The following is a 22,956-nucleotide window of genomic DNA, read 5'->3' as shown; positions in this document are numbered from 1 at the left end:
ATCATCGAATCTAGGCCGCCTTGTTCAATGGATCTGCGCGTTAGGTTGGGGATCATCATGCTCAGCCTGATTGGCGCCGCCCAGCTTTTCACCATCTTGCGAGGCTGAGATCCTGTTCCTTACGTGCCGAGCTCTATAAGGGATTGAGGCACGAACAAGGCATCGATTGGAGGTTCCCGTAGGCGAGCGGATCAGTAGACGCGGCGGCACCTATGCAGGTGGCGAGTACAGCCTTGCCTTGGCGGACGAACTCAACCTGCTGATCGACGGCGCGCATGACTATGCGATCTACATGCTCGACCCGGGCGGCCATGTGACCATCTGGAACAAGGGTGCCGAGCGTCTCAAGGGATGGCGTGAAGCCGAGGTGGTCGGGCGCCACACCTCGACTTTCTATCCGCCGGAGCAGGTGGCGGAAGGCAAGCCCGAACAAGATCTCGAGCGCGCGCGACGAGAGGGCAGACTTGAGGACGAGGCCTGGCGGTTGCGCAAGGATGGCTCCGAATTTCTTGCCCATGTTTCGATAACGGCGCTGTACGATGCGGTTGGCGCGCTGCGTGGCTTCGGCAAGGTGATCCGCGACATTACCGAGCAACGGTCGGTCGAGCGCAAGTTGAGCGCGAATGCCGCGCATCTGCGCTCGATCCTGGCGACGGTGCCGGATGCGATGATCGTCATCGACCAGCGCGGCCGCGTGATCTCGTTCAGTGCCGCCGCAGAGACGCTCTTCGGACTGGCGGAAAGCGAAATCGTCGGATCGAACGTCAGTCGTCTCATGCCCTCGCCCGACCGCGAGGCGCACGACACCTATCTGCAGCGTTATCTGACGACAGGCGAGCGCAAGATCATCGGCCGCGGCCGGACGGTCACCGGCCTTCGCGCGGACGGATCGACATTCCCGATGGACCTGTTCGTAGGCGAAGCGAAGATTGAGGACGATCGCGTATTCACCGGCTTCATCCGCGATCTGTCTGAAAAGCAGGCTACGGAGGAGCGTCTCGATGAGCTTCGCTCCGGGCTTATCCATGCGGCAAGGATCAGTGCGATGGGGACGATGGCTTCCACCCTGGCGCATGAACTGAACCAGCCGCTGACCGCCGTCGCGAACTATATGGAAGCGATCCGTGATCTGCTCACCGTCCCCAACCTGGACGACATGCCGATGATCCGCGAAGCGCTTGACGACGCGGCGAAAGAAGCGGTCCGGGCTGGCCAGATCGTGCGCCGTCTACGCGATTTCGTCGCGCGTGGTGAGGTCGACAAGGGCGTCGAAGACCTGCCCCGTCTGATCGACGAGGCATCGCAACTCGCCTTGCTCGGTGTGCATGAGCGTGGGGTCAGCGTCCGGTTCGACTTGGATCCCAGTGCATCGCCGGTGCTGGTAGATCGCGTGCAGACGCAGCAGGTTTTGATCAACTTGATGCGGAACGCGGTAGAGGCGATGCAGCACCAGCCGCTTAGGCAATTGGTTGTCTCGACGCGCCCGGACGACGCCGGCTTCGTCCGGGTCACGGTTTCCGATACGGGCCCTGGCGTGCCTCCGGAGACGGCGGAGACGTTGTTCCGGGCCTTCAACTCCAGCAAGGCGGAAGGAATGGGGCTTGGCCTCTCCATCTGCCGCACGATCGTCGAGGCGAGTGGGGGGCGGATCTGGATGGAGCCGCGCGCGGGCGGCGGCTCGCATTTTCATTTTACCTTGGTGAAGGTCGAATCGGAGACTTGAAATGAATGAGCGGCGTCTGATCCATGTCGTCGACGATGACGATGCCATTCGGCGCTCTGCGAGCTTCATGCTCAAGATGTCGGGTTTCGATGTGGAAGCTTGGCCGTCCGGCGTCGAATTCTTGAAAGGCGTCCGCGCCGCGCGCATCGGATGCATCCTGCTCGACGTCCGTATGCCGGAGATGGACGGACTGGAAGTCCAGCAGGAACTTGCCGATCGCGGTGTAACGATGCCGGTCATCATACTTACAGGTCACGGTGACATTGCGCTGGCGGTGCGGGCCATGAAAGGCGGGGCAGTCGACTTCATCGAGAAGCCTTTCGAGAAGACTGTGCTCTTGAACGCGATCGACGCAGCGTTCGCGAGACTTGGTGATCGAGCAGGGCGGGCAGAGCGAGCGCATGATGCCGCGACGGCGATTGCCGCGCTTACCAAACGGGAGCGCGACGTCCTCGAAGGATTAGCACAAGGCCTGCCGAACAAGACGATCGCCTACGACCTTGGCATCAGCCCCCGCACGGTGGAGGTGCATCGGGCCAATGTCATGACCAAGCTTCAGGTGAGGAGCCTATCGGAAGCCTTGCGCATCGCGTTCGCCGCCGGCCTCGGAAGGGATCGTGCCTAGGAGCTTTACGTAGCGACGACGTGGTTGCCAGCCATCATCCTCAGCGGGCCATGATGGAAATGAAAATGATCGAGCATGCGTCCGAGCCGCCCAGTCGCCCTGTTTTGCTACTTGTCGAAGATGAACCCGCGGTGCGGCGTTCCCTCCAACTCATCTTGCAAGGGGACGGTTTTGACGTACGAAGCTTCGGCTCGGCCGCTACGTTGCTGGCAGATCCAAGCGCGAGTTCAGCGATCGCGCTTGTTGCGGACTACCGGCTTCCGGACAGCGACGGGTTGAGCATATTGCGAGACCTCAAAGCCGCAGGCTTCAAGGGGCGCGCGGTCCTCGTGACTGGCTACGGATCCTCCCACCTTTCGATGAACGCGCTTGCTGCGGGCTTCAGCTCTATTCTTGAAAAGCCCTTTGCCGACAGGACTGTGAGGGAAGCTCTCGTCGGTATATCGCGCTGACATTGATCAGCCAGCGTCTCGGTTATAGGTATCTTGCAGGCGGCACGCGGTGCTGCTTCGACCTCTCACCAATTCTTAATTTCTGAGCCGTGCAGATATTTTAACGGTCGATCCCGTCAGACGTTATGCGGCAATCCCGGCGTCATTCCAGTTGCGCGTCGGATTGCAGGCGCCCCCCTTCGCAGGCCGACATATCTAGCGCGTTTCCTGCCGCGCAGGGACAGGACGGCGAACTGTCTGATGCAAGCTAACTCAATCAAAAAGAGTGGAGCTCCCCAACGAATAAAAAGTTCAGACAATTAGGACAGAGCTAAAGGACGCGTGCGATGACTTTGAGGCCGCAATGGCGCTCTTATGTAACAATGGCTCTCGCGGTCTTCCTGGGGAGCGTCCTCCTCATCGTCTCTATAGCGGCGGAGGCTGCTGCCCGAGATCGTTTGGCTGCAGACCGATGGTTCGTCCATACTCTTGATGTTCTCGTCGCCACCGCCTCTCTTCGGCAGCAGCTTTACCAAAGCGGGTACATAGATGCCGATCAGGGGTTACGCGCCGACGCGCGCGAAACCGGAGTTCTCATGTCCAATCTTGGACGGCTGAGTCGGCTTGTTGGGGACAATCCGACCCAGGTGGCTAACGTCAGGCAGCTTAAGTCCGCGTTGCTGTTGGAAGGTGACTATGGCGCGCGCGAGCCCGGCAGAATCAGAGCGGCTCAAGAGGCGAAAGCGCGCCTGTCGCGCATCGAGCAGGAGGAAAGATCACTGCTTCACATCAGGGGCGCTCGCACAAAGGCTGCACAGCGGCAATCGGCCAACCGCCGCCATCTCCTTTTCGGCGTATCCGGCCTGGCAATAGCTTTGCTGATGTTGACCTCGCTTAACGCGAATAGAGCCTGGCGGCAGGCAAGTGCCGCTGCGGCAGAATTGCGACGTCTCGCAAGTACCGACGAGCTTACCGGAATTGCAAATCGCCGCACCTTCCTTGAAACGGCAGAACGTGCGGTTGGAGGGCACGGGCGATATGGCCGCCCCCTGTCGATGGCGATCTTCGACATAGATCATTTCAAGCAGATCAACGATCGCTATGGTCACCCTGTTGGGGATCAGGCGATCAAGGCTGTCGCGCGCATCGCCCAAGGATCGATCCGTAAGGCCGACCTTGTCGGGCGGATCGGCGGCGAGGAATTTGGTCTGTTATTACCTGAACTGGGTGAAGCCAGCGCAGTCGAAGCGTGCGAGCGGTTACGTCAAGAGATTGAGCGGCATGCGGCAAGTTGCCTTCCCGATGACGTAGCGCGCGTAACCGTTAGCGTCGGTGTCGCTGAAGCCCAGGAGGACAGCCTCGACGCCCTTATCAATCGAGCGGACCACGCGCTTTATGCGGCGAAGCGGGCCGGTCGGAATCGTGTGGCCTCGGGCGTGTAAAGATCAACATGATCTGATCTGTCTCCTGCCCTCTCCCAGAAAGCCATCTCCAGAGCCAGCGGGGCGTTCCGTCGTATCGTGGGGTCACTCAGACCGTTTCGGCCTGGGTGCGCGGGCGCCTGCAGGCGATCCATGCGACCGCGCAACTGGCAGGGTGCAAAGCAGCCATGATCAGGAACACGGTGTCGAACGAGCCCCCGCTCACCAACTGGCCAACGATCTGCGTCGAGAGAATGCCGCCTAATCCGCTACCGGCAGCGATCACGCCGAAAACCGTGGCGACGACGGCTTTGGGATAAAGATCGATGATGAGCGTGCTGATGTTGATCTGAAGCACGAGATGGGCAAACGCGACCAGAGCCCCCAACGCAAGCGTCGCGCCGATGCTGGGATGGAAGGCGATCAGAAGGCCGAACGGGGACAGGCAGGCGGCGATCGTCATCGCGATCAAGCGGCTGCGCTCCGGGCTGATCCCGCGCCGGATCAGCTGGCCCGAAAACCAGCCGCCGCCGATACTGCCGAGATCGGCGGCAAGATAGACCACCCAAGCAATTTTCGCGACCGCCATGAGCGTCATACCGCGGGCGTCGGTGAGATATTTGGGAAACCAGAACAGGTAGAAATACCAGACCGGATCCGACAGCATCCGCGACGCTGCGAGACCCCAGACCCGCCGATCGCGCAGGATGGGGCCCCAGCGCACCGGCACGCGCGGTTCAGTCTCCTTGGAATGCGCAGCGTCGCGGTAGAGGAGCAGCCAGGCGACCAGCCACACGAATCCGGCGGCGCCGCTCACCACAAAGGCTGTCCGCCACCCCATCGTTAAGGCCAGTCCGCCGATCAGCGGCGGTGCCAGCGTGGCGCCCACCATGGCGCCCGCGGTGAAGGCTCCGAAGGCGAAGCCACGTTCGTGCGGGGGGAAATGCTCCTGCACCGCTTTCGGACCGGCCGTGTAGACGCCGGGCTCGCCCAGACCGAGCATGGCGCGCACAAGGCCAAGTTCTAGCGCCGAACGGACCCATCCGGTCGCCATATTGGCGAGCGACCACCAGCCGAGAAACAGCGCCAGCGCGACCTTGGCGCCAAGCCGGTCCGTTACCCAACCGGCCAGCAGATAGGCGGCCGTGTAGGCGATGAGGAATGCCTGAACGATATGGGCGTAGCTGCGATCGCTGATCCTAAGGTCGTGCTGGACGTAGGAGGCCAGGATCGAGAGCGTCTGCCGATCCACATAGTTGAGAACGGTGGCGAGGAAGAGCAGCGCCAGTATAACCCAGCGCAGCCGTTCCGGCCGCGTGGTCGGCACAACCTTCATCCGCCGATCTCGGTCGCGGCAAGCCGTAGAGCCTCAACGATCGGTGCGGTCGTTTCTTCCGGGATCCATCCCGACAAGGCGACGCCCGCATGCGCCGGATCTCCCGTGGAAACGGCGACGATGTGCATGTCACGATCGTCCGCGACGTGGACGCGTGCATAGCCCAGCCGGCGCACCTCATCGAGCTTGCCGAGGAGCTGATCGATCCCCTCCGGGAACATCGGAATGTCGCGTCCCGCATACAGGTCGCGCACCTCGTCATCCTCATATTCCGACAGAAGGACGATGCCGATGCCACTGGTGGTCGCAGGCAGCAGGCCGATGCGACCGAGCCCATGCGATGCCTCGACACCAGGCGGCGCGTGGAACAGATAACTCACATTCTCTTGCCACAGCACACCGAGCGCGACGGTGTGGCCGAACCGCCGAAGCGATTCCAGCACGGGCAGCGCGCGTCGGATCAGTCCCGACGCGAACAGGCTCTGCGCGGCCAGAACATGCATGCCGGCTCCGGCCGTGTAACGGCGATCCGCCGTCTGACGCGCAATGCCCACATAAGCGAGCGTCTTCAGCAGGCGATTGGTCTTGGTGACGTCGAGCCCTAGGCGGCGCGCAAGCTCGCGCGAGCCCACCGGTTCGGGCGAGGTGGCCAGCGCCTGCAGGGTCGCCAATCCATCGATCAGGCTCTGGTTGGGCTGGGCATTAGGCTTTGGTCGCATCGACACCTCCGAAACATGCGAAGGCGATCGTTACCGCAATCATTCGACGCGTTCCGCATAGTTCCAGAACGCATCGTTGGGCCGTACGCCGAGCCCGGGTCCGTTCGGCAGGGCATAGGCGCCATCCGCATAAGGCGGCATGCCTTCCAGCAGCTCCAGGCCGCGATCGAAGACGGAATGCTGCCATTCGTGTCGCCAGAGGTGGGGGATCACGGCCGAGGCCTGGATGCTCGCGGCGAGAAACACGCCGACGCCAATCGTCGCGTGCGGTGCGATCAGGGTGTCATGGTCGCGCGCAACCCGCGCGATCCGCATGAACTGCGTTACCCCGGTATGGCCCATCTCCGGCTGGACATAGGCTATGTTCGCGGCATGCAGCCGATTGGCCACCTCGTAGGCTGTATACCATTCTTCGCCGGCGGCGACCGGGATGGGGCTTTCGTGCGCGACCAAGGTCAATCCGCCTACGTCCTCGGGGGCAACCGGCGCCTCAACGAAGCCGGGACCAAAAGGCGCAAGAGCGTCGATCAGGCGCAGCGCCGCTTCCGCTTCAAATTTCCAGTGAAGGTCGATCAGAATATTGGCAGAGGGCCCGAGCGCGCTGCGAAGCGCGGCCATCTCTTCTACGATGCCTTCGTGGCTGACGGCCGCCGCGAATTTGAAGACGCGGTGCCCGGCCGTGAACATCTGTTCGGCGAAGGCAACCCGTTCAGCCAACGTGCCAGCCGGCAGGCCGGAGACATAGCCGGGAATGGTCGGGATGACCGTCTGTCCGAGCAGGTCGCGCAACGGCTTGCCCGCCGCCTGCGCATGAAGATCCCATAGGGCGATGTCCAAGGCGGCGATGGCATCGACATGGAAGCCGCCGGTGCAGCCACGCACGCGCATGAGGCCATAGAGCCTGTCCCAGATCGCTTCCGGCGTCTCGATGGACTCGCCGACAAGCACCGGGGCCAGTAAATCGTTGATGATCTCGCACGTCGCACGGGGCGCGCAGATGCCGTAGGTTTCCCCCCACCCGATGGCACCCGTGTCGCTGGTGATCCGGACCACGATCGAACGATCCGCAGTGGGATAGATCGTGCCATTGCCCTGCCGTACCAGATAGCCGCGGCTATTGACCTTCTCCCCCGGGCCGAGCGGGCCGAGATAGGGCGTGTCGCGTGGGATGGTGGCGACGAAGGTCTCGACCGAGGCGACCCGCTGCGTCATGCTCCCTCCAGCGGCAGCAGGTCGGACAACCGCCTCAGCAGCGCGTCGAGTTCGTCATTGTCGTAGCGATCGAGCGCCGGCCCCGGTGCGCGCACATAATCCGAAGCAATGATGCCGCGCTTCTGCAACACCTTCTTCGTCAAGCGCCAGCGGAAGATCGCCTGCATATTCAGCAGTGGCAGCGTGCGTTCGAACATGTCGCGTGCTCCCGCTTCGTCGCCGGCTTCGAAGCAGCTCAGCATCGCGACGTGCAGCTCAGTGATTTCGCAGGCGGGCATCGTCCCGCGGGCACCGCGCTTCAACTCGTCGATAACATAGCGCGCGCCCGCTCCGCCGAACACCGCCTGCAACGCCGGCCCGGCAAGATCGGTCAGACGGGTCATACGCTGGCCCGAGGGGGCAGCTTCTTCCTTGACGTAGACGATCGCGTCCACCGAACGGGCCAGCTCGGCGACTTGCTCAAGGGGAAGCCCCAGTCCCATCGGCGGCGGCGCGTTTTGAACCATGATCGGCAGGCCGCAGCCATCGGCAGCGTCCCGAAAGAAGGCCGTCATAGCTGCCATATCACTGGCGAAAGCTTTGGGCGTGAGGATCATGGCGGAGGTGCAGCCGGCACGTGCCCCGGCGGCGGCAAAGGCGATCGCGTCGGCGGGATGTTCGGCGCTCGCACCGACAATGAACGGGACGCGGCCGGCCACATGGCGGCCAATTGCCGCGACCATGTGGAGGCGCTCCTCGCGATCCAGCTGGTCATATTCGCTGGCCAGCCCCGGAAAGACGATGCCGCGGCCTCCAGCCTCGATGATGTAGTCGGCGACGCGCAAGGTTCCGGCTTCGTCGATCGGCCCGGCGGAATCGAAAATGGTCGGAAGGATGGGGATGACTCCCTGCAACGCCACCATGCTGCCTCTCATTATGTTGCTATATGTGCAAATCTGAGGCTTTGATATCGAGCTGTCAAGCGCCGGACGCGCTCGGGGACAATTAAAGGTCTGCCTCTAGACGGCTGCCTCTAAACAGGGTTGCTAAACGACGACTGTTGCTTTAGTAGATACGAAAATTAGAAGCCGACGAAGCGCGGCAGAATGTGAAGCCCGGTCTGCGGGCGCTCAGGAGAGGGGAGATTATGAAGGTCTCGATAGTCGCCGGTCTGCTTGTGACGTCAGCGCTGACGTCGGCGCCCGCACTTGCGCAAAACGCCCGTTCGGGCCCCGATGCCGCTGCCGGCGCGGCCACGGCGGCGAGTGGCCAGGCCGATCCGGCCGGCGGCGACGCCGAAATCGTCGTCACGGGGATACGGGCGGGTCTCGATCGCGCCCGGGATATCAAGCGCAACTCGACGCAGATCGTCGACTCGATCGTCGCGGAAGACATCGGCAAGCTTCCCGATCGCAACATCGCGGAATCGCTGGGACGCGTATCGGGCGTGCAGGTGGATCGCGGCATCGGCGAAGGAACCGGCATCTCGATCCGCGGCCTTCGTCAGAATATCATCCTGTTCAACGGTCGCGAAATCATCGACGCGGCCGGTCGCGGCGGTGCGGGCCTGGATAACCTCAATACGTCCACATACGGTCTGTTGGCGCTGGTGCCATCGGAGCTGATCGGCCGCCTCGACGTGACCAAGTTGCCCGGCGCTGACCAGATTGCCGGCGCCCTCGGGGGTATCGTCGACGTTCGAACGCGCATGCCGCTCGACGGGCCCAACCAGATCGCGCTGAAGGCGGGCGGCATCTATGATGAGTTGCCCAAAAAGGGAGGCTTCGAAACCTTCGGCCTGATCTCACGCAAATTTGCCGACGATACGTTCGGCGTGTTGCTGTCCGCCTCCTTCAACCGCCGCAATCTCGAGCAACAGGGGCTGGACACTTTCTCGGGTTATTCCGCCTTCAATGACAGCGCTGGCATACGGCGTTTCGGCAATGCCGATGCACGCCCGGAGGACATCCAGGAGCGGCGCGACAATCTCGGCCTCGACGGCGCGCTGCAATGGAAGCCCCGGCCCGGCCTGGAGTTCACGCTCGACAGCTTCTATTCCAAGCTGACGTCGGATCGTTCGCGGCACTGGCTCTCGTTCAATCCGAGCTCGGGGCTCAGCAACGCGGTCTATTCCGACAATGATGTGCTGCTTTCCGGAACCGCCACCGGCCCGGTCCTCAGCAATAGCGAGACGCTCGACACGAAGGCGGACGTTTGGTCCACCGCATTGCACGGCAAGTTCGACGTGACCGATCGGCTCCATGGCAGCGCCGAGATCGCTTATGATCGCTCCTCGTCCAGCTCGCACCAGATCTATTTCCGCCTGCAGCCGACCGCGTCGGTATCGCCGAGCGTGAACTTCGATTTCACGCAGGGCAGTTTCGGATCCTACCAGATCAAGGGGATCGACCTTTCCGATCCGTCGCAGCTGCGTTTCACGATCCTGTTCGACAATTGGGGTCGCTCGACCAGCAAGGAGACGGCCGCGCGGAATGATTGGACTTATGACCTCGACGCGGGCTTCCTGAAATCGATCGATGTCGGTGGACGCTATGCGCGCCTGACCACTGCGACCGATCCCGACCGCGCCGACATCCGGCCGACCAACGGCATTCCGGCCACGCAGATCGCCAATTACGTTACCTTATTCTCCAACAATGACTTCGCCAAAGGCGATTTTGCGGGGATTCCGCGCAGCTATCTTGCCGCCAGCGACACGATTGGAAGCTGCCATGACTTCACCGACCTGCCGGTGGTGTCCCAGAATTCGCAGTGTTTGGACCCAAAGAATAACCTGAACGCGCTCTCGACGACCTTCCAGATCAAGGAGCGGTTCTACGAAGGCTATGGCAAGATCAACTTCGGCACCGACATCGGCAGTACCGATCTGACCGGCAATATCGGCCTCCGCTACCTCAAGCGCGAGCTTGCCTCGATCGGCAATCTGATCGCGCCGAGCGGGGCCGCCAGCCCCACTACGTTCCGCCGGACCGACAATGAATGGCTGCCGTCGGGTATCGTGAAGTGGAACCTTACCGATCAGCTGGTCGCTCGCGCCGGCGCAGCCCGGGTCATCACCTTCCCCAATTCGGGTGACCTCAACAACGGTATCTCCTTGTCCAATAACGCGCTGTTCGTGGACGGCGTACAGACGGTGTTGGGCACGGGTAGCGGCGGAGCGCCCAATCTGGATCCATATAAGGCCAACCAGATCGACTTCTCCGCCGAATATTATTTCGGCAAGCAGGCAATGCTGTCGATCGGCTTATTCTACAAGGACGTGTCGACCTTCATCGTCCAGCAGCAGAGCCAGGAAACCTATGAGGGGGTGAAGTACCTCATCAACCGCAAGGTCAATGGCGAAGGCGCCACGGTGAAGGGTGTCGAAGGCGTGCTGCAGCTGCCCTTCTACTTCCTGCCCGAACCCTTTGACGGCTTCGGTGTGCTGGCGACATATTCCTATATCTCTTCGAAAACGCCGATCCGCGACGTGACCAACCGGGCGCTGCCTTTTCCCGGCCTGTCGAAGAACAACATCAATATCGTCGGCTATTATGAGAAAGGGCCGTTCAGCGTCCGTGTCGCCTATAACTGGCGCGACAACTATCTGATCAGCCTCTCCACGACCGGAAACGGCATCTACAACGATAACTACACCGATCTTTCGGCTACGTTGCGCTATGATCTGACCAAGAACCTTTCGGTCGGGTTCGAGGCCAACAACATCCTCAACGAGAAGCAGCGCACCTATGACGGCTTCCGGGAAGCCTTACGGACCAACCTCTTCTTCGGGCGGATCTACAAGGCCAGTATCAGTGCCAAATTCTGAGCCGGCAGGAGCCGGGACGGGCGGCGAACTTAGCGGACGCGTCGCGCTCGTGACAGGCGCTGCAAGTGGCATCGGCGCAGCCATCACGGCGCGCCTGCGGCGGGAGGGCGCGCAGGTCGCCGGCCTGGACATCGATCCAAACATGGTGAGCGACTGCAACTTGGTGGCGGACCTCAGGGACGATGCCGCTGTCGTGCGCGCTTTCGGTGTCATGGAACAAGAGATCGGTCACGCCGACATTTTGGTGCATGCGGCGGCAGCAACCCATCGGGGCGGCACGATCGAAACCGATCCTGCTGTCTACACCATGATATTCGACGTGAACGTCACAGGCGCGGTCCGTCTGCTGCGGGGCTGCGTGCCCGCGATGCAGGCGCGGTCGCGTGGGGCAGTCCTTTTCCTGTCGTCGATCAATGCCCGTTTCGCCACCCCCTCGCTCGCAGCCTATGCGGCGTCGAAGGCAGCACTCAGCAATCTGACCCAGACGGCCGCCTTGGAATTTGCGCCCGACAATATCCGCGTCAACGCGATCGCCCCGGCCAGCGTCGATACGCCGGCGATGCAGAGCTCCTATGCCGCGAGCGGCGATGCGGCGCTTGCGCGTGAGTTGAACAAGAATCGTCACCCCCTGGGCCGGATCGGCACGGCCGAAGAGGTGGCGGAACTCGCTCTTTTCCTGGTGTCTGATCGCGCGTCCTGGATCACGGGCTCAATCTACGAAATTGACGGAGGTGCACATGTCACGCGCCGCTGATGGGCGCGATATCGCGGGACTGAGCTGGGGTAGCAACCACTTCCACGCCTACCGCATCGGAGCGGACGGTGCGCTCGTCGATTGCTACAGCCACCCACGTGGTGTCCTGAGCATGGATCGTCGGGCGATGGCCGAGGCCGCGGGCGAGGTCGTGGGCCGGTGGCCGGGCCTGTCGAACATCTGGGCGTCCGGCATGATCGGCTCCAGTCTCGGTTGGGCGGAAGTTCCCTATGCGCAGGCGCCGGTAGGCCGGGATGAGATCGTCGCGGCTGCCCCGCTCATGACGATCGGCGGTGTCGATATCAGGATCGTACCCGGCATAACCTGCACGCGGACGACCGACGCGGAACCCGATGTTCTGCGCGGGGAAGAGGTCGAACTGCTTGGGATCATGCGCGGTCAGGACGATATGATCGCCATCTTGCCCGGCGCCCATCCAAAATGGCTCAGCCTTCGCCAGGGTCGCGTGACGGACTTCTTCACCTCGCTCAACGGCGAAATTTACAACCAGGTCACAAAACAGGGACTGCTAGCTTCAATCACGGGGGATGAGGCGGAGGATGGCGATGCATTCCGCGAGGGCGTCCGCGTAGGCCGGCTCCAGCCGCTGACACTTGGCACATTGCTGTTTGGCGTGCGCGCGCGGGTGATACGAAACACGCTGCCGAAGGACGACGCCTCATCCTACCTGCGGGGCCTCCTGATCGGCTCGGAGCTGGCCGATGGCGAGCGCCTTCTGCCGGATTTCGCGTCGGCACGTGTCGCTGTGATCGGGGGTGGCGCTCTGGCGAACCTCTATGTTGCCGCACTCGCCGTACAGGCCATCCCGGCGCAATTGGTCGATCCTCAGGCCGCGCGCGTCGCCGGGTTTCACGCCCTCAATCGGCTGCATTGACGTGCCGACAGAGCTTTTTCCCATGGGGCGTGACGACGCCGTGAAACGAAACGCGTCGTCCCCCTATGCCGACCCATCACGCTTTGCAGGAGACGAGACATGAAGGCGCGGATGTTTGCAATCGTGCTGGCGGCGACCACGACCGGCATCAGCACGGCCTCTCCGCCGTCTGCGCTTTACGGGCTCACGTGGCAGGAAACGTTCGCCGGAACCGCCATCGACACGAGCCGATGGAGCTTCCGCACGGACTCGAAGGCCTTGAGCACGCAATTGCCCGCCAATGTCGTTGTCCGGGACAATCAACTCAGCCTTGTGATGAAAAAGGAGGCGGTGCGCGGTAAAGACTATACGGGCGCCGGCATCATCAGCAAACGCCTGTTCGGTTACGGATATTATGAAGTGACCGCGCGGACGACTACGAACAAGGGCTGGCATAACAGCTTTTGGATGATGGCCGGAGACGGCAGCAACACATACGGTCCCGGCCACTATCTCGAGATCGATCAGTTCGAGATCAACACCACCAACCCTTCGGCAGTGACGTCCGGACTCATCTTCTGGAACGGTCAGCCGGGGCCCAAGTGGATCAAGGAGGATCGCTGCGCGGACGTCACCTCGTTCGATAGCTCTGCCGGCTTCCATACCTACGGTGCCGATTGGCGCGAGGGCGCGGTCGACTTCTATGTCGATGGCGTCAAATATTGCACCAAGGCCTATCAGGCCGACACCTATCGCCAGGACCCCGTCCGGATCTGGTTGACCGCGATCGCCTATCGCGATCCTGTTACGGTTGGCGGCACGCCGCAGCTCTATCGCAACGTCCGCTTCTACCAGCGGGATTACTATGTCCTGTCCGGCCATGACGGCTATACGGAGGCCGGTGGGGGCTGGGAGCCAGCGCAAGGCGGGTTCGGCCTGATGCCGCAAAGGAAGAGCTGCCGTCAGGCTGCCTATGCGACCTTCGCGGCGACCTTGGCCCAGGCTGGCCGCTACCGCGTTTCACTCTGGAACGGCCCCACCGGTGATGACCGTGCCGCGGACGTGACGATCACGGCCAGCGGCAAGACGGTGCGGCAACATCTGAACCTTGCGGACACACGCGGAACATGGGTGGATCTGGGCGTCCACAACTTCCGCAAGGGTGCCGGAGGGCAGCTCTCGGTGCGGGGTTCGGGCGGCTGTGTCAGTGCAAGCGCGACGAAGTTCGTCCGGCTCAGCTGACCGGCCGGCCCTACGCTTGATCAACATGCGTTGCGCGGCATTGCGGCGCAAGCTTGGCCCTGAAGCGTCTGGTGCGGTGGAATAGGGAAGGGGCGAAGCTGGGCGCAGCATCGTAGCCTGCCAGCTCGCACGCGCAGTGCCCGGGCTCTCGCAATTGCTGGCGCCGGAAGCCCATGATGTGCCTTCAAGGTAGGTATCCTCTCCCGTCCAACGGCAATGCGCCAATCCTCATCTCGATCGAACGGCTGTCGCGACCGGTAAATTCATCGATATGGGCCTGCCGCCTCAATCTATCGGCATGGGATCCTTGGGAAATCTTGACCGCACCCGCTACGACGATCCAAGGCGATCGACAGCGCGGTGCGGCGCGGCCCGAAGGTTCGGGTGCGTAGCGATAAGCCAGCCAAATGGGGAGGGATGCAGGATGCCCAATTGGGGAGACCGTAGCGAAGCCGCAGACAGAGGCCGCGCGGTGCGGACCATGTCGCTCTTGCTCTTGGCCGCCGCGCTGGCGGGCGAGGCTCCCGCGCTGTCACAGCCCGCTCCGCTTGCGGTCCATATTGCGGTTGATGCCCGCCAGATAGGCGGGCCGGTAAAGCCGCTCTGGCGGTTCTTCGGTGCGGACGAGCCCAATTATGCGACGATGAAGGATGGTCGAACGACGCTGGCTACGCTCGGCCAGCTCGCGCCGGATCGCGTCTATTTCCGGGCGCATAATCTGCTGACGACGGGTGACGGCACGCCGGCGCTGAAATGGGGTTCGACCAACGCTTATACGGAGGATGTACAAGGCCGCGCCGTCTATAACTGGACCATCGTCGACCGGATCTTCGACACCTATCGTGCCCGCGGCGTGCGACCCTATGTCGAACTGGGCTTCATGCCGGAGGCCTTGTCGACGCATCCACAACCCTACCAGCATGATTTTCGGCCGGGCAGCGGCAATCTGCGGACGGGATGGGCCTATCCGCCCAAGGATTACGCCAAGTGGGAAGAGCTGATCTACCAGTGGGTTCGCCACTGTGTTGATCGCTATGGCGCGAAGGAGGTCGCGACATGGTATTTCCAGACGTGGAACGAGGCGAACCTGCCGCAATATTATTGGGGCGGCACGCCGGACGAATTCTTTCGGTTGCACGACGCGGCCGTGCGCGGCGTCCGTCGCGCCCTGCCGCAGGCCCGCGTCGGCGGCCCTGATATTGCCGGCGCCGGCGACGATTTCATGACGCGCTTTCTGGCGCATGTGAAACAGGCCGGCACGCCGACCGACTTCCTGTCCTTCCACGCCAAGGGCAAGCCCGAGTTCCTACAGGATGATAAAGGCGGTCACGTCCGGATGGGGATCAGCACCCATCTGAAAGCCGCCGATCACGAATTCGGCCAGATCGCGGCCGATCCTGCGTTCCGCGACAGGCCGATCATCATCGGCGAGTCCGATCCGGAAGGGTGCGCGGCCTGCCAAGGGCCGGCCAACGCCTATCGCAACGGCACCATGTATTCCAGCTACACTGCGGCCGTCTTTCCGCGGCTACAGGCGCTGGCGCAACAGCGGCAGGTGAATTTGGACGGCGTGCTCACCTGGGCCTTCGAGTTCGAGGATCAGCCCTATTTCGCCGGTTTCCGCCAGCTAACCTCGGCGGGCATCGATTTGCCCGTGATGAACGTCTTCAAGCTGTTTGCGATGATGGACGGCCGCTATGTCGCCGCCCGCTCCGACCATCAGGCGACGCTGGACAAGATGATGACGGAGGGCGTGCGCGACGCGCCGGATGTGGGCAGCGTCGCCGCCTATGATGGCAAGCGCCTGACCATCCTCGTCTGGCATTATCATGATGACGATCTGGCCGGGCCGGACGCCGACGTGAACATCGATATGGCAAGGGTGCCCGCCAGCTTCGCACGCGGCGCTGCAGTGACCCACTATCGCGTGGATCGCGATCATTCGAATGCCTATGCGGCATGGCTCGCCATGGGGTCGCCGATCGCGCCCTCGGATACGCAGCGCGCGGCCCTGTTGAAGGCCGCCACGCTTGCGACGGTCGGCGATGCGGGTGAGGCAGTATCGATCGAGAAGGGTCGTGCCAGCCTGCGCTTCCGCCTGCCACGCCAGGGCGTTTCGCTGCTGGTGCTGACGCCCCATGCGGTGCGCAACACGCGCCCAGCACGCTGATCGAGCCGCTTCGCACCTGAACTCGGGTTTGGGCGATGCCCCGATCGGTTGTGAATTGCCGTTATCGTTCGCACACCCGCAGCGGTCGACATCAGCATAGAGGGTGACGGGGAACGGAGCATGCAACAGCGGCTGGCTGGCCGCCCTTTTATGGCGGGATGCATCCTCAGGGCGGCGGGCGGCGGGCGGCGGTTTGCCGGGGATCGTGCCCGGTTCGACATCGTTAACTTCGTGATCGCGTGCGTCCGTTCGCGAAAAACCGAAGGGGCCATGCCGATGAAAGCTGCCGACGTATTCACCACGCTCGACGTGGAGTTGAAGCCCGATCCGTCGCGCACCGTCATCCGGCCGTTCAGCTTCGGCTATCCGTCCGCCTTTGAAGCAGGGCGGCCACCACGCAGCCAAGTCGTCGTGGATCGGATCCGGGCGCTGGATGATCGGATGCGGGCCAGGATGCGCGATCTGTTGCTGACGCCGATGCGGCAGCGCCATCGCAACGCCGAGCAGGTGCTGCTCCGACGCTTCGCGGAAATCAGGCCAGAAATCGGCGCGGGTCACTTTTGCGAGGACGAACAACTTCTGATCGGCGCTTATTTCAGCCAGGAATATGCGTTCGAGGCGGCCGCATTGTTCAACCCCAGCATTGTCGCGTTGCCGGACGAACAGCCGTCGGAGCCGGGCGCCGTCCGATTTGTTCTGTCGTTGCGGGGGATTGGCGAAGGACATATCTCGTCGATCACATTTCGTACTGGCGAGTGGGGCCCGGGCGATCGACTGACGATCGATCCTGCGAGCGAGCATGGCGTACCGCCCCGTATCGAACGCCATGAGGGTAATTGGGTCCGTTTGTTGTGCGAAGACAGTGAAGACGCCTCGGAAACCGTGATCTTCCCTGTCCTGCCCAGCCAGCGCCAGGGGGTTGAGGATCTCCGCCTCGTTAACTTCACCGATCATGATGGCGTCCGCAGCATCATCGGCACTTATACCGCGTTCGATGGCAGGGATGCGCGTCAGGAGATTCTGCGCGGTGTTGATCTGCGCAGGGTGGAGATGAGCCCGCTTACGGGAGCAATGACGGGCTATAAGGGAATGGCGCTGTTCCCCCGACGGATCGACAACCAGTTCGTGATGCTCGGCCGCCAGGATAATGAGAATATCTGGCTGTTGCGATCCGACGATCTCTACACCTGGGAAACCGGAACGCCGATCATGGCACCGAAATACCCTTGGGAATTCGTGCAATTAGGAAATTGCGGTTCGCCCATCGAAATCGACGAGGGCTGGCTGGTTTTCACCCACGGTGTCGGCATGGTGCGCGGCTATTGCATCGGCGCCTGCCTGCTCGACAAGGCCGATCCAGCCAAGGTCCTCGCGCGCACGGCATCGCCCTTGCTGTTCCCGAGCGCCGAGCATCGCGGCGGCTATGTCCCGAACGTTACCTATAGCTGTGGCGCGATGATCCAGGGACGGCGAATCCTGCTGCCTTATGCGATTGGCGACGAATATTCGGCTTTTGCCGTGGGCAATGTGGATGATCTGCTGACGGTGATGAAGCCCGCCTGATCTTCGCCGGCCGACCAGGACGAAAGCGGAAGCGCGCCGCGCGATCTGAAGGAACGGGCTGGCCGCGTCGAGCACAGGCGCTGCGCGGTCGATTTCCTGATGGTATGGCCGTTCGTCGCCGAGCAGCGGGCGGCTTGCTCTGCCGTGGCCGTTTAGTCGACCCGAAGGCGTCGGACGCCTCCGGAAGAAAATGGTGCCCAGAAGAGGACTCGAACCTCCACGCCCTTTCGAGCGCCAGCACATGAAGCTGGTGCGTCTACAAATTCCGCCATATGGGCACGGGGTAGGGGGCGCGCTTTAGTGGGCTGTCTCGCGCCTTGTCAACGGCGTTCGGCCAATTGATCCAGGAAATGCACCATCGCCCTCTCCTGCTTGCATGGGCGGGAGTGAGGAGGCATGGGCAGGCCGGTATTTCCTTAAGGACTGGATCGATGGACGAGCTGGTAACGCTGTTTGGCGGCGGAGGGTTTCTCGGCCGCTATGTCGCGCAGGAGCTGCTGCGCAGTGGCGCGCGCGTGCGCATCGCCGAGCGCAATCCGCTTGATACGTATTTCCTCAAGCCGCTGGCGGCCTTGGGACAGGCGCAATCGCTGACCGCCGACATCACCAATCCGGACAGCCTCGCTCGGGCGGTGCAGGGTGCGGATGTGGTCATCAACCTGGTCGGCATTCTCAAGGGCAAGTTCGATGCGGTCCATGTCGATGGCGCGAAGAACGCTGCTTCCGCGGCCGCCGCAGCGGGGGCAAAACGCTTCATCCAGCTTTCCGCCATCGGCGCCGATCCGAATGCTGCCTCCGCCTATGGCAGCAGCAAGGGGCGGGGTGAGCAGGCGGTGCTGGCCGCTTTCCCGAACGCCCATATCATCCGCCCGTCGATCCTGTTCGGTGCGGAGGACCAGTTCGTCAACAAGTTCGCCGGCATGATGGCGGCGGCACCGATCCTGCCGGTCGTGCGCCCCGACGTGAAGTTTCAGCCGGCCTGGGTCGTCGACGTGGCGCGCGCGATCGCGCGGGTCGCCCTGTCGCCCGATCCGGCGCCGGCCGTGCTGGAGCTCGGCGGCCCGCAGATCCTGTCCATGCTGGAACTCCACAAGTGGATCGGCGAAGCGATCGGTCGGACACCGGGACTGGTTCCACTTCCCGACGGCCTCTCTGCCGGAATTGCCCGCTTCGGCTGGCTTCCCGGAGCGCCGATCACATGGGATCAGTGGCTGATGCTCCAGCGCGACAATGTGGTCGCGCCGGGAACGGCTGGCTTCAGTGATGTCGGGATCGAGCCGACGCCGCTTGCGGCGGTCGCATCCCAGTGGCTGGTGCGCTATCGCCGCGCAGGCCGCTTCAGCCTCAATGCGGCGGCCTGACGGGATATGGATATCGTCACGCCAATCCTGCTCGGCATCGTCGAGGGGCTTACCGAATTCCTGCCGGTCTCCTCAACCGGCCACCTCATCCTTGCCACCAAGCTGCTCGGCTACGATGCGGCGCGGTGGGAGGTCTTCAACATCGTCATTCAGCTGGGCGCGATCCTGGCTGTGCTGGTCCTCTATTGGCGTACCTTCTGGGCGGTGGCGGCAGGCCTGGCCCGGCGTGACCCCACCTCCTGGCGCTTTCTGCGCAACCTCGTCGTTGCCTTTCTGCCCGCCGGGGTGATCGGCCTGGCATTGCACAAGAAGATCGAAACCCTGCTCGACAATGCGCAGGTGGTCGCAATCGCGCTGATCGTGGGCGGCGTCGCCATCCTGATTGTCGAGAAGCTGGCCAAGCGGCAGGATGTCGCGGGCGTGGCGAACGTGCCGCTGCCGACCGTCGTCGGTATCGGGTTCATCCAGTGCCTCGCCATGATCCCCGGCGTCAGCCGGTCCGGAGCGACGATCATGGGCGCGCTCAGCCTTGGGGTCGAGCGGCGAACGGCGGCGGAGTTCAGCTTCTTCCTCGCCATTCCCACGATGCTGGGGGCCAGTTTCATCGAGCTGTACAAGAACCGGCATGCATTTGGCGGCCCGACCGCGGTGGGCCTCCCGACGATCGGCATCGGCTTTCTCGTGTCCTTTATCGTGGCGGTCGTCGTCATTCGCGCCTTTGTGTCGATCGTGACCAAGCACGGCTTCGCGCCCTTTGCATGGTACCGAATCGTCGCTGGCGCCGCGGCCCTTATCTGGCTTCATACGCTATAAGGACCGGATCGGAACGATATTGCGCACGATAATTGCGCGAAGCTTAACAACTTCCTAGACGTGACCCAGATATAGGTCAGTAGTACTGACATATATCTGATTTTTGGCGTGACATGGCTTTCGACGTCCATCATTGGGGCGGCGGAGATTATGCACATGGCTGGTATGTTAAGCTTCCCGCTCGTCGAGCAGGATTACCCTGAAAAGCGTGCCGCCGCGGCGCGCGCGGCGGACTTTGCGGAGATTTCGCGCGCCTATCAGGTAGCCAAAGCGGAGGAACAATCGTCGCGCTGTTCGCAGTGCGGCGTGCCTTATTGTTCGACGCACTGCCCGCTGCACAATCACATCCCGGATTGGTTGCGCCTGACAGCGGAAGGCCGGCTGCGCGAAGCCTATGAATTGTCGAACGCGACGTCGACCATGCCGGAAATATGCGGCCGCATCTGCCCGCAGGACCGGCTGTGCGAAGGCAATTGCGTGATCGAATTTTCCGGCCATGGCGCGGTCACGATCGGCTCGGTCGAGAAGTTCATCACCGACACCGCCTGGGAAGAGGGATGGGTCGAGCCGCTGACGCCGGGGCCGGCACGCGGCCAATCGATCGGCATCATCGGAGCCGGTCCGGCCGGACTGACGGTCGCCGATCTGATGCGCACGCGCGGCTACGAGGTCCATGTCTATGATCGGCATGATCGGATGGGCGGGCTGCTGACCTATGGCATTCCCGGCTTCAAGCTGGAGAAGCCTGTCGTCATGCGGCGGGTCGACCGGCTGGCGGCGGGCGGCGTGGTTTTCCACCCGAATTTCGAAGTCGGCCGGGATGCCAGCCTTGAGGAGTTGCGCCAGCGGCATGACGCCGTCGTGGTCGCAACGGGTGTCTATAAGCCGCGTGCCATCAAGGCGCCGGGCGTCGGCGCGGCCGGCGTGGTGGAGTCGCTCGATTACCTGACCGCCTCCAACCGCAAGGGATTCGGCGACGAGGTTGCGGCGTTCGACGACGGCACGCTCAACGCGGCGGGCAAGAATGTCGTCGTGATCGGCGGCGGCGACACCGCGATGGATTGCGTGCGGACGGCGATCCGCCAGGGCGCGGCATCGGTGCGATGCCTCTATCGCCGCGACCGGGCCAACATGCCGGGCTCGCAGCGCGAGGTGAAGAATGCCGAGGAAGAGGGCGTCGAGTTCGTCTGGCTGTCTGCGCCGGAAGCCTTCCATGGCAGCGATGCGGTTGCAGGCGTGCAGGTCACGAAGATGCGGCTGGGCGAGCCCGACGCATCGGGCCGGCGGGCGCCGGAGGCCGATCCTGGTGCGGGCTTCCGCGTCGATGCCGACCTGGTGATCAAGGCACTTGGCTTCGATCCGGAGGAATTGCCCCGTCTGTTCGATGCGCCCGAATTGTCGGTGACGCGCTGGGGCACGGTGCGGGTGGATCATAAGACGATGATGACCAGCTTGGACGGCGTGTTCGCCGCCGGCGATATCGTGCGCGGCGCGAGCCTGGTCGTATGGGCGGTGCGCGACGGGCGCGACGTCAGCGATCGTATGCATCAATGGCTGAAGGCCAAGGCGTCGGCCGAAAAGGTCGCGGCGTGATACGCTGGCTCGTCACCAGCGCACTTTTGCTGCTTGCAACCCCGGTGGCTGTTGTAGCGCAACAGCCCATTGCGGCGGCAGCCGATAAGCAGGAACTCGCGGCGCAGGTTGCGCGGATAACCAATAGTGAGGAGGTGACGCGTATTCAGACGCGGAAGTTGCTGGCCGAGACCCTGCCGAAGACGATGGCGGATAACGCTGAGTTCGTCGAGATGGAGCGAGACAGTCCAGGTTTGATCAAGGCAGTCGTTGAGGCAACCGCTCCCCTCATCACCGAGAGCACTATACGTCAGCTCCCGCTGCTTTGGGCACGGCTGGCACCGATCTTTACGCGAACCTTTACGGCGGAAGAGTTGCGGGCGTTGTTGGATTTTTACACGAGCCCCGCGGGGGCGCGGCTCTTGAAGACAATGGCGGGAGGCGCCGACTTTTCGGCCTCGCTTTCTAACACGATGGCGAGTGGTGGATCGACGCTTACAACGCAGCACGCGCGCGCAGCGGCACTGGCAGGCGGTGTCGAAGTGGCTAGATCGGCGAGCCCCGAGGATCTGGCTGCATTGCAGGCATTTGCCAATTCGGCTGCCGGCATCAAGATGCGCGCGATAGCGGACGAGGTCCGCGAGGCTACAGTGGCGTGGGGCAATGAGCCCGACCCGGCGCTCGATGCTCAAATCGAAAAGACGGTCGAGGCCGTCGTGACGAAATTTGCAGGAATGTCCAAGCAATGACCGACTATCTCGCTTCCGAACGCGAACGCCTGGCCCAAGAGGGCATGTACCGGCCCGAGTATGAGGGGGACGCCTGCGGCGTCGGCCTCGTCGCGGCGACCGATGGCAAGGCGTCGCGGCGCGTCGTCACGGCGGCGATCGATGCGCTGAAGGCGGTCTGGCATCGCGGCGCGGTCGATGCCGACGGCAAGACCGGCGACGGCGCCGGCATCCATGTCGATCTGCCCGCGCGCTTCTTCGACGACGCGATAGAGAGCGCCGGCCATCGCCCGCGTCCGAACCGGCTGGCGGTCGGCATGATCTTCCTGCCGCGGACGGATCTGGGGGCGCAGGAGACGTGCCGCACGATCATCGAAAGCGAGATCATCGACTTCGGCTACACCATCTATGGCTGGCGCCAGGTGCCGGTGGATGTGTCGTGCATCGGCGACAAGGCGATGCTGACGCGCCCCGAGATCGAGCAGATCATGATCGCCGGGCCGCTGCCGGACGATGAAAGCGCGGCCGAGTTCGAGAAGAAGCTGTATCTGGTCCGCCGCCGGATCGAGAAGAAGCTGATCGAGGCGCAGATCCAGGGCTGCTA

At 62.9% G+C, this 22,956-nt stretch carries 18 protein-coding genes, 1 tRNA gene and 1 pseudogene; 15 read left to right on the top strand and 5 right to left on the bottom strand.

Translation table 11 applies throughout. From position 1 onward, the window contains the following. Positions 1 to 190: 190 nt before the first annotated feature. The 4 genes from ACOJSI_RS11335 (at position 191) to ACOJSI_RS11320 (ending at position 4,221) form a co-directional block, all read left to right on the top strand. Positions 191 to 1,723, top strand: coding sequence for a PAS domain S-box protein (locus tag ACOJSI_RS11335; protein WP_420138416.1), 1,533 nt, complete (start codon positions 191 to 193; stop codon positions 1,721 to 1,723). 1 nt (position 1,724) lies between these two features. Then, on the top strand, positions 1,725 to 2,348 hold the full coding sequence (gene fixJ, locus ACOJSI_RS11330) for a response regulator FixJ (protein ID WP_420138397.1): 624 nt from the start codon (positions 1,725 to 1,727) through the stop codon (positions 2,346 to 2,348). A 50-nt stretch (positions 2,349 to 2,398) separates the two neighbouring features. Further along, positions 2,399 to 2,800 (top strand): response regulator, encoded by a 402-nt coding sequence (locus tag ACOJSI_RS11325; protein WP_420138396.1) that lies wholly within the window; start codon positions 2,399 to 2,401, stop codon positions 2,798 to 2,800. Between the two features lie 362 nt (positions 2,801 to 3,162). Continuing rightward, on the top strand, positions 3,163 to 4,221 hold the full coding sequence (locus ACOJSI_RS11320) for a diguanylate cyclase (RefSeq protein ID WP_420138395.1): 1,059 nt from the start codon (positions 3,163 to 3,165) through the stop codon (positions 4,219 to 4,221). Positions 4,222 to 4,309: 88 nt separating this feature from the next. Here ACOJSI_RS11320 and ACOJSI_RS11315 read toward each other — a convergent pair whose 3' ends face one another. Genes ACOJSI_RS11315 through ACOJSI_RS11300 form a run of 4 tightly spaced genes read right to left on the bottom strand, consistent with a single transcriptional unit; the run spans position 4,310 to position 8,381 of the window. Then, on the bottom strand, positions 4,310 to 5,536 hold the full coding sequence (locus ACOJSI_RS11315) for an MFS transporter (RefSeq protein ID WP_420138394.1): 1,227 nt from the start codon (positions 5,534 to 5,536) through the stop codon (positions 4,310 to 4,312). Beyond that, positions 5,533 to 6,255, bottom strand: a complete 723-nt coding sequence (locus ACOJSI_RS11310) for an IclR family transcriptional regulator (RefSeq protein WP_420138393.1) — start codon at positions 6,253 to 6,255, stop codon at positions 5,533 to 5,535. Before ACOJSI_RS11310 ends, ACOJSI_RS11315 begins: the two co-directional genes overlap by 4 nt. 39 nt (positions 6,256 to 6,294) lie before the next feature. Further along, positions 6,295 to 7,467: a mandelate racemase/muconate lactonizing enzyme family protein gene (locus ACOJSI_RS11305; RefSeq protein WP_420138392.1), complete on the bottom strand. Its 1,173-nt coding sequence runs from the start codon at positions 7,465 to 7,467 to the stop codon at positions 6,295 to 6,297. Next, positions 7,464 to 8,381, bottom strand: coding sequence for a dihydrodipicolinate synthase family protein (locus ACOJSI_RS11300; protein WP_420138391.1), 918 nt, complete (start codon positions 8,379 to 8,381; stop codon positions 7,464 to 7,466). The genes ACOJSI_RS11305 and ACOJSI_RS11300 overlap by 4 nt, the downstream gene beginning before the upstream one ends. A gap of 212 nt (positions 8,382 to 8,593) precedes the next feature. On the opposite strand from ACOJSI_RS11300, the gene ACOJSI_RS11295 reads away from it, so the two are divergent. From ACOJSI_RS11295 to ACOJSI_RS11270, 6 genes are all read left to right on the top strand, one after another. Continuing rightward, positions 8,594 to 11,275: a TonB-dependent receptor gene (locus ACOJSI_RS11295; protein ID WP_420138390.1), complete on the top strand. Its 2,682-nt coding sequence runs from the start codon at positions 8,594 to 8,596 to the stop codon at positions 11,273 to 11,275. Continuing rightward, positions 11,262 to 12,029 (top strand): SDR family NAD(P)-dependent oxidoreductase, encoded by a 768-nt coding sequence (locus ACOJSI_RS11290; RefSeq protein ID WP_420138389.1) that lies wholly within the window; start codon positions 11,262 to 11,264, stop codon positions 12,027 to 12,029. The genes ACOJSI_RS11295 and ACOJSI_RS11290 overlap by 14 nt, the downstream gene beginning before the upstream one ends. After that, positions 12,013 to 12,924: a 2-dehydro-3-deoxygalactonokinase gene (locus ACOJSI_RS11285; RefSeq protein ID WP_420138388.1), complete on the top strand. Its 912-nt coding sequence runs from the start codon at positions 12,013 to 12,015 to the stop codon at positions 12,922 to 12,924. Before ACOJSI_RS11290 ends, ACOJSI_RS11285 begins: the two co-directional genes overlap by 17 nt. Positions 12,925 to 13,023: 99 nt before the next feature. Next, a complete protein-coding gene (locus ACOJSI_RS11280; RefSeq protein ID WP_420138387.1) occupies positions 13,024 to 14,145 on the top strand; it encodes a family 16 glycosylhydrolase in 1,122 nt (373 codons plus the stop codon). Positions 14,146 to 14,626: 481 nt separating this feature from the next. Continuing rightward, positions 14,627 to 16,315 carry a GH39 family glycosyl hydrolase gene (locus tag ACOJSI_RS11275; protein ID WP_420138386.1) on the top strand — a complete coding sequence of 563 codons (1,689 nt, stop codon included), beginning with the start codon at positions 14,627 to 14,629 and terminating at the stop codon, positions 16,313 to 16,315. Between the two features lie 276 nt (positions 16,316 to 16,591). Further along, the gene (locus ACOJSI_RS11270) at positions 16,592 to 17,878 is read left to right on the top strand and encodes a glycoside hydrolase family 130 protein (RefSeq protein WP_420138385.1); all 1,287 of its coding nucleotides are present in this window, start codon (positions 16,592 to 16,594) and stop codon (positions 17,876 to 17,878) included. Between the two features lie 191 nt (positions 17,879 to 18,069). Here ACOJSI_RS11270 and ACOJSI_RS11265 read toward each other — a convergent pair. After that, positions 18,070 to 18,156 (bottom strand) — tRNA-Met (locus tag ACOJSI_RS11265). 153 nt (positions 18,157 to 18,309) lie between these two features. Between ACOJSI_RS11265 and ACOJSI_RS11260 the strand changes: the two genes are divergently transcribed. From ACOJSI_RS11260 to ACOJSI_RS11240, 5 genes and pseudogenes are all read left to right on the top strand, one after another. Further along, a complete protein-coding gene (locus tag ACOJSI_RS11260) occupies positions 18,310 to 19,239 on the top strand; it encodes a complex I NDUFA9 subunit family protein (protein ID WP_420138384.1) in 930 nt (309 codons plus the stop codon). Positions 19,240 to 19,245: 6 nt separating this feature from the next. Next, complete coding sequence (locus ACOJSI_RS11255) at positions 19,246 to 20,052, top strand: undecaprenyl-diphosphate phosphatase (RefSeq protein ID WP_420138383.1); 807 nt, start codon at positions 19,246 to 19,248, stop codon at positions 20,050 to 20,052. Positions 20,053 to 20,217: 165 nt separating this feature from the next. Further along, positions 20,218 to 21,645 carry an NAD(P)-dependent oxidoreductase gene (locus ACOJSI_RS11250; RefSeq protein WP_420138415.1) on the top strand — a complete coding sequence of 476 codons (1,428 nt, stop codon included), beginning with the start codon at positions 20,218 to 20,220 and terminating at the stop codon, positions 21,643 to 21,645. Continuing rightward, a complete protein-coding gene (locus ACOJSI_RS11245) occupies positions 21,603 to 22,373 on the top strand; it encodes a DUF2059 domain-containing protein (RefSeq protein WP_420138382.1) in 771 nt (256 codons plus the stop codon). The genes ACOJSI_RS11250 and ACOJSI_RS11245 overlap by 43 nt, the downstream gene beginning before the upstream one ends. Next, positions 22,370 to 22,956, top strand: a pseudogene (locus tag ACOJSI_RS11240) (glutamate synthase large subunit); the annotation flags it as partial. The gene ACOJSI_RS11245 and the pseudogene ACOJSI_RS11240, both read left to right, overlap by 4 nt.

This window comes from Sphingomonas sp., assembly GCF_048595155.1.
Lineage (GTDB): Bacteria > Pseudomonadota > Alphaproteobacteria > Sphingomonadales > Sphingomonadaceae > Sphingomonas_I.
Note: the sequence above shows the minus strand (reverse complement) of the source record. Positions and strands in the feature narration are given on the sequence as shown.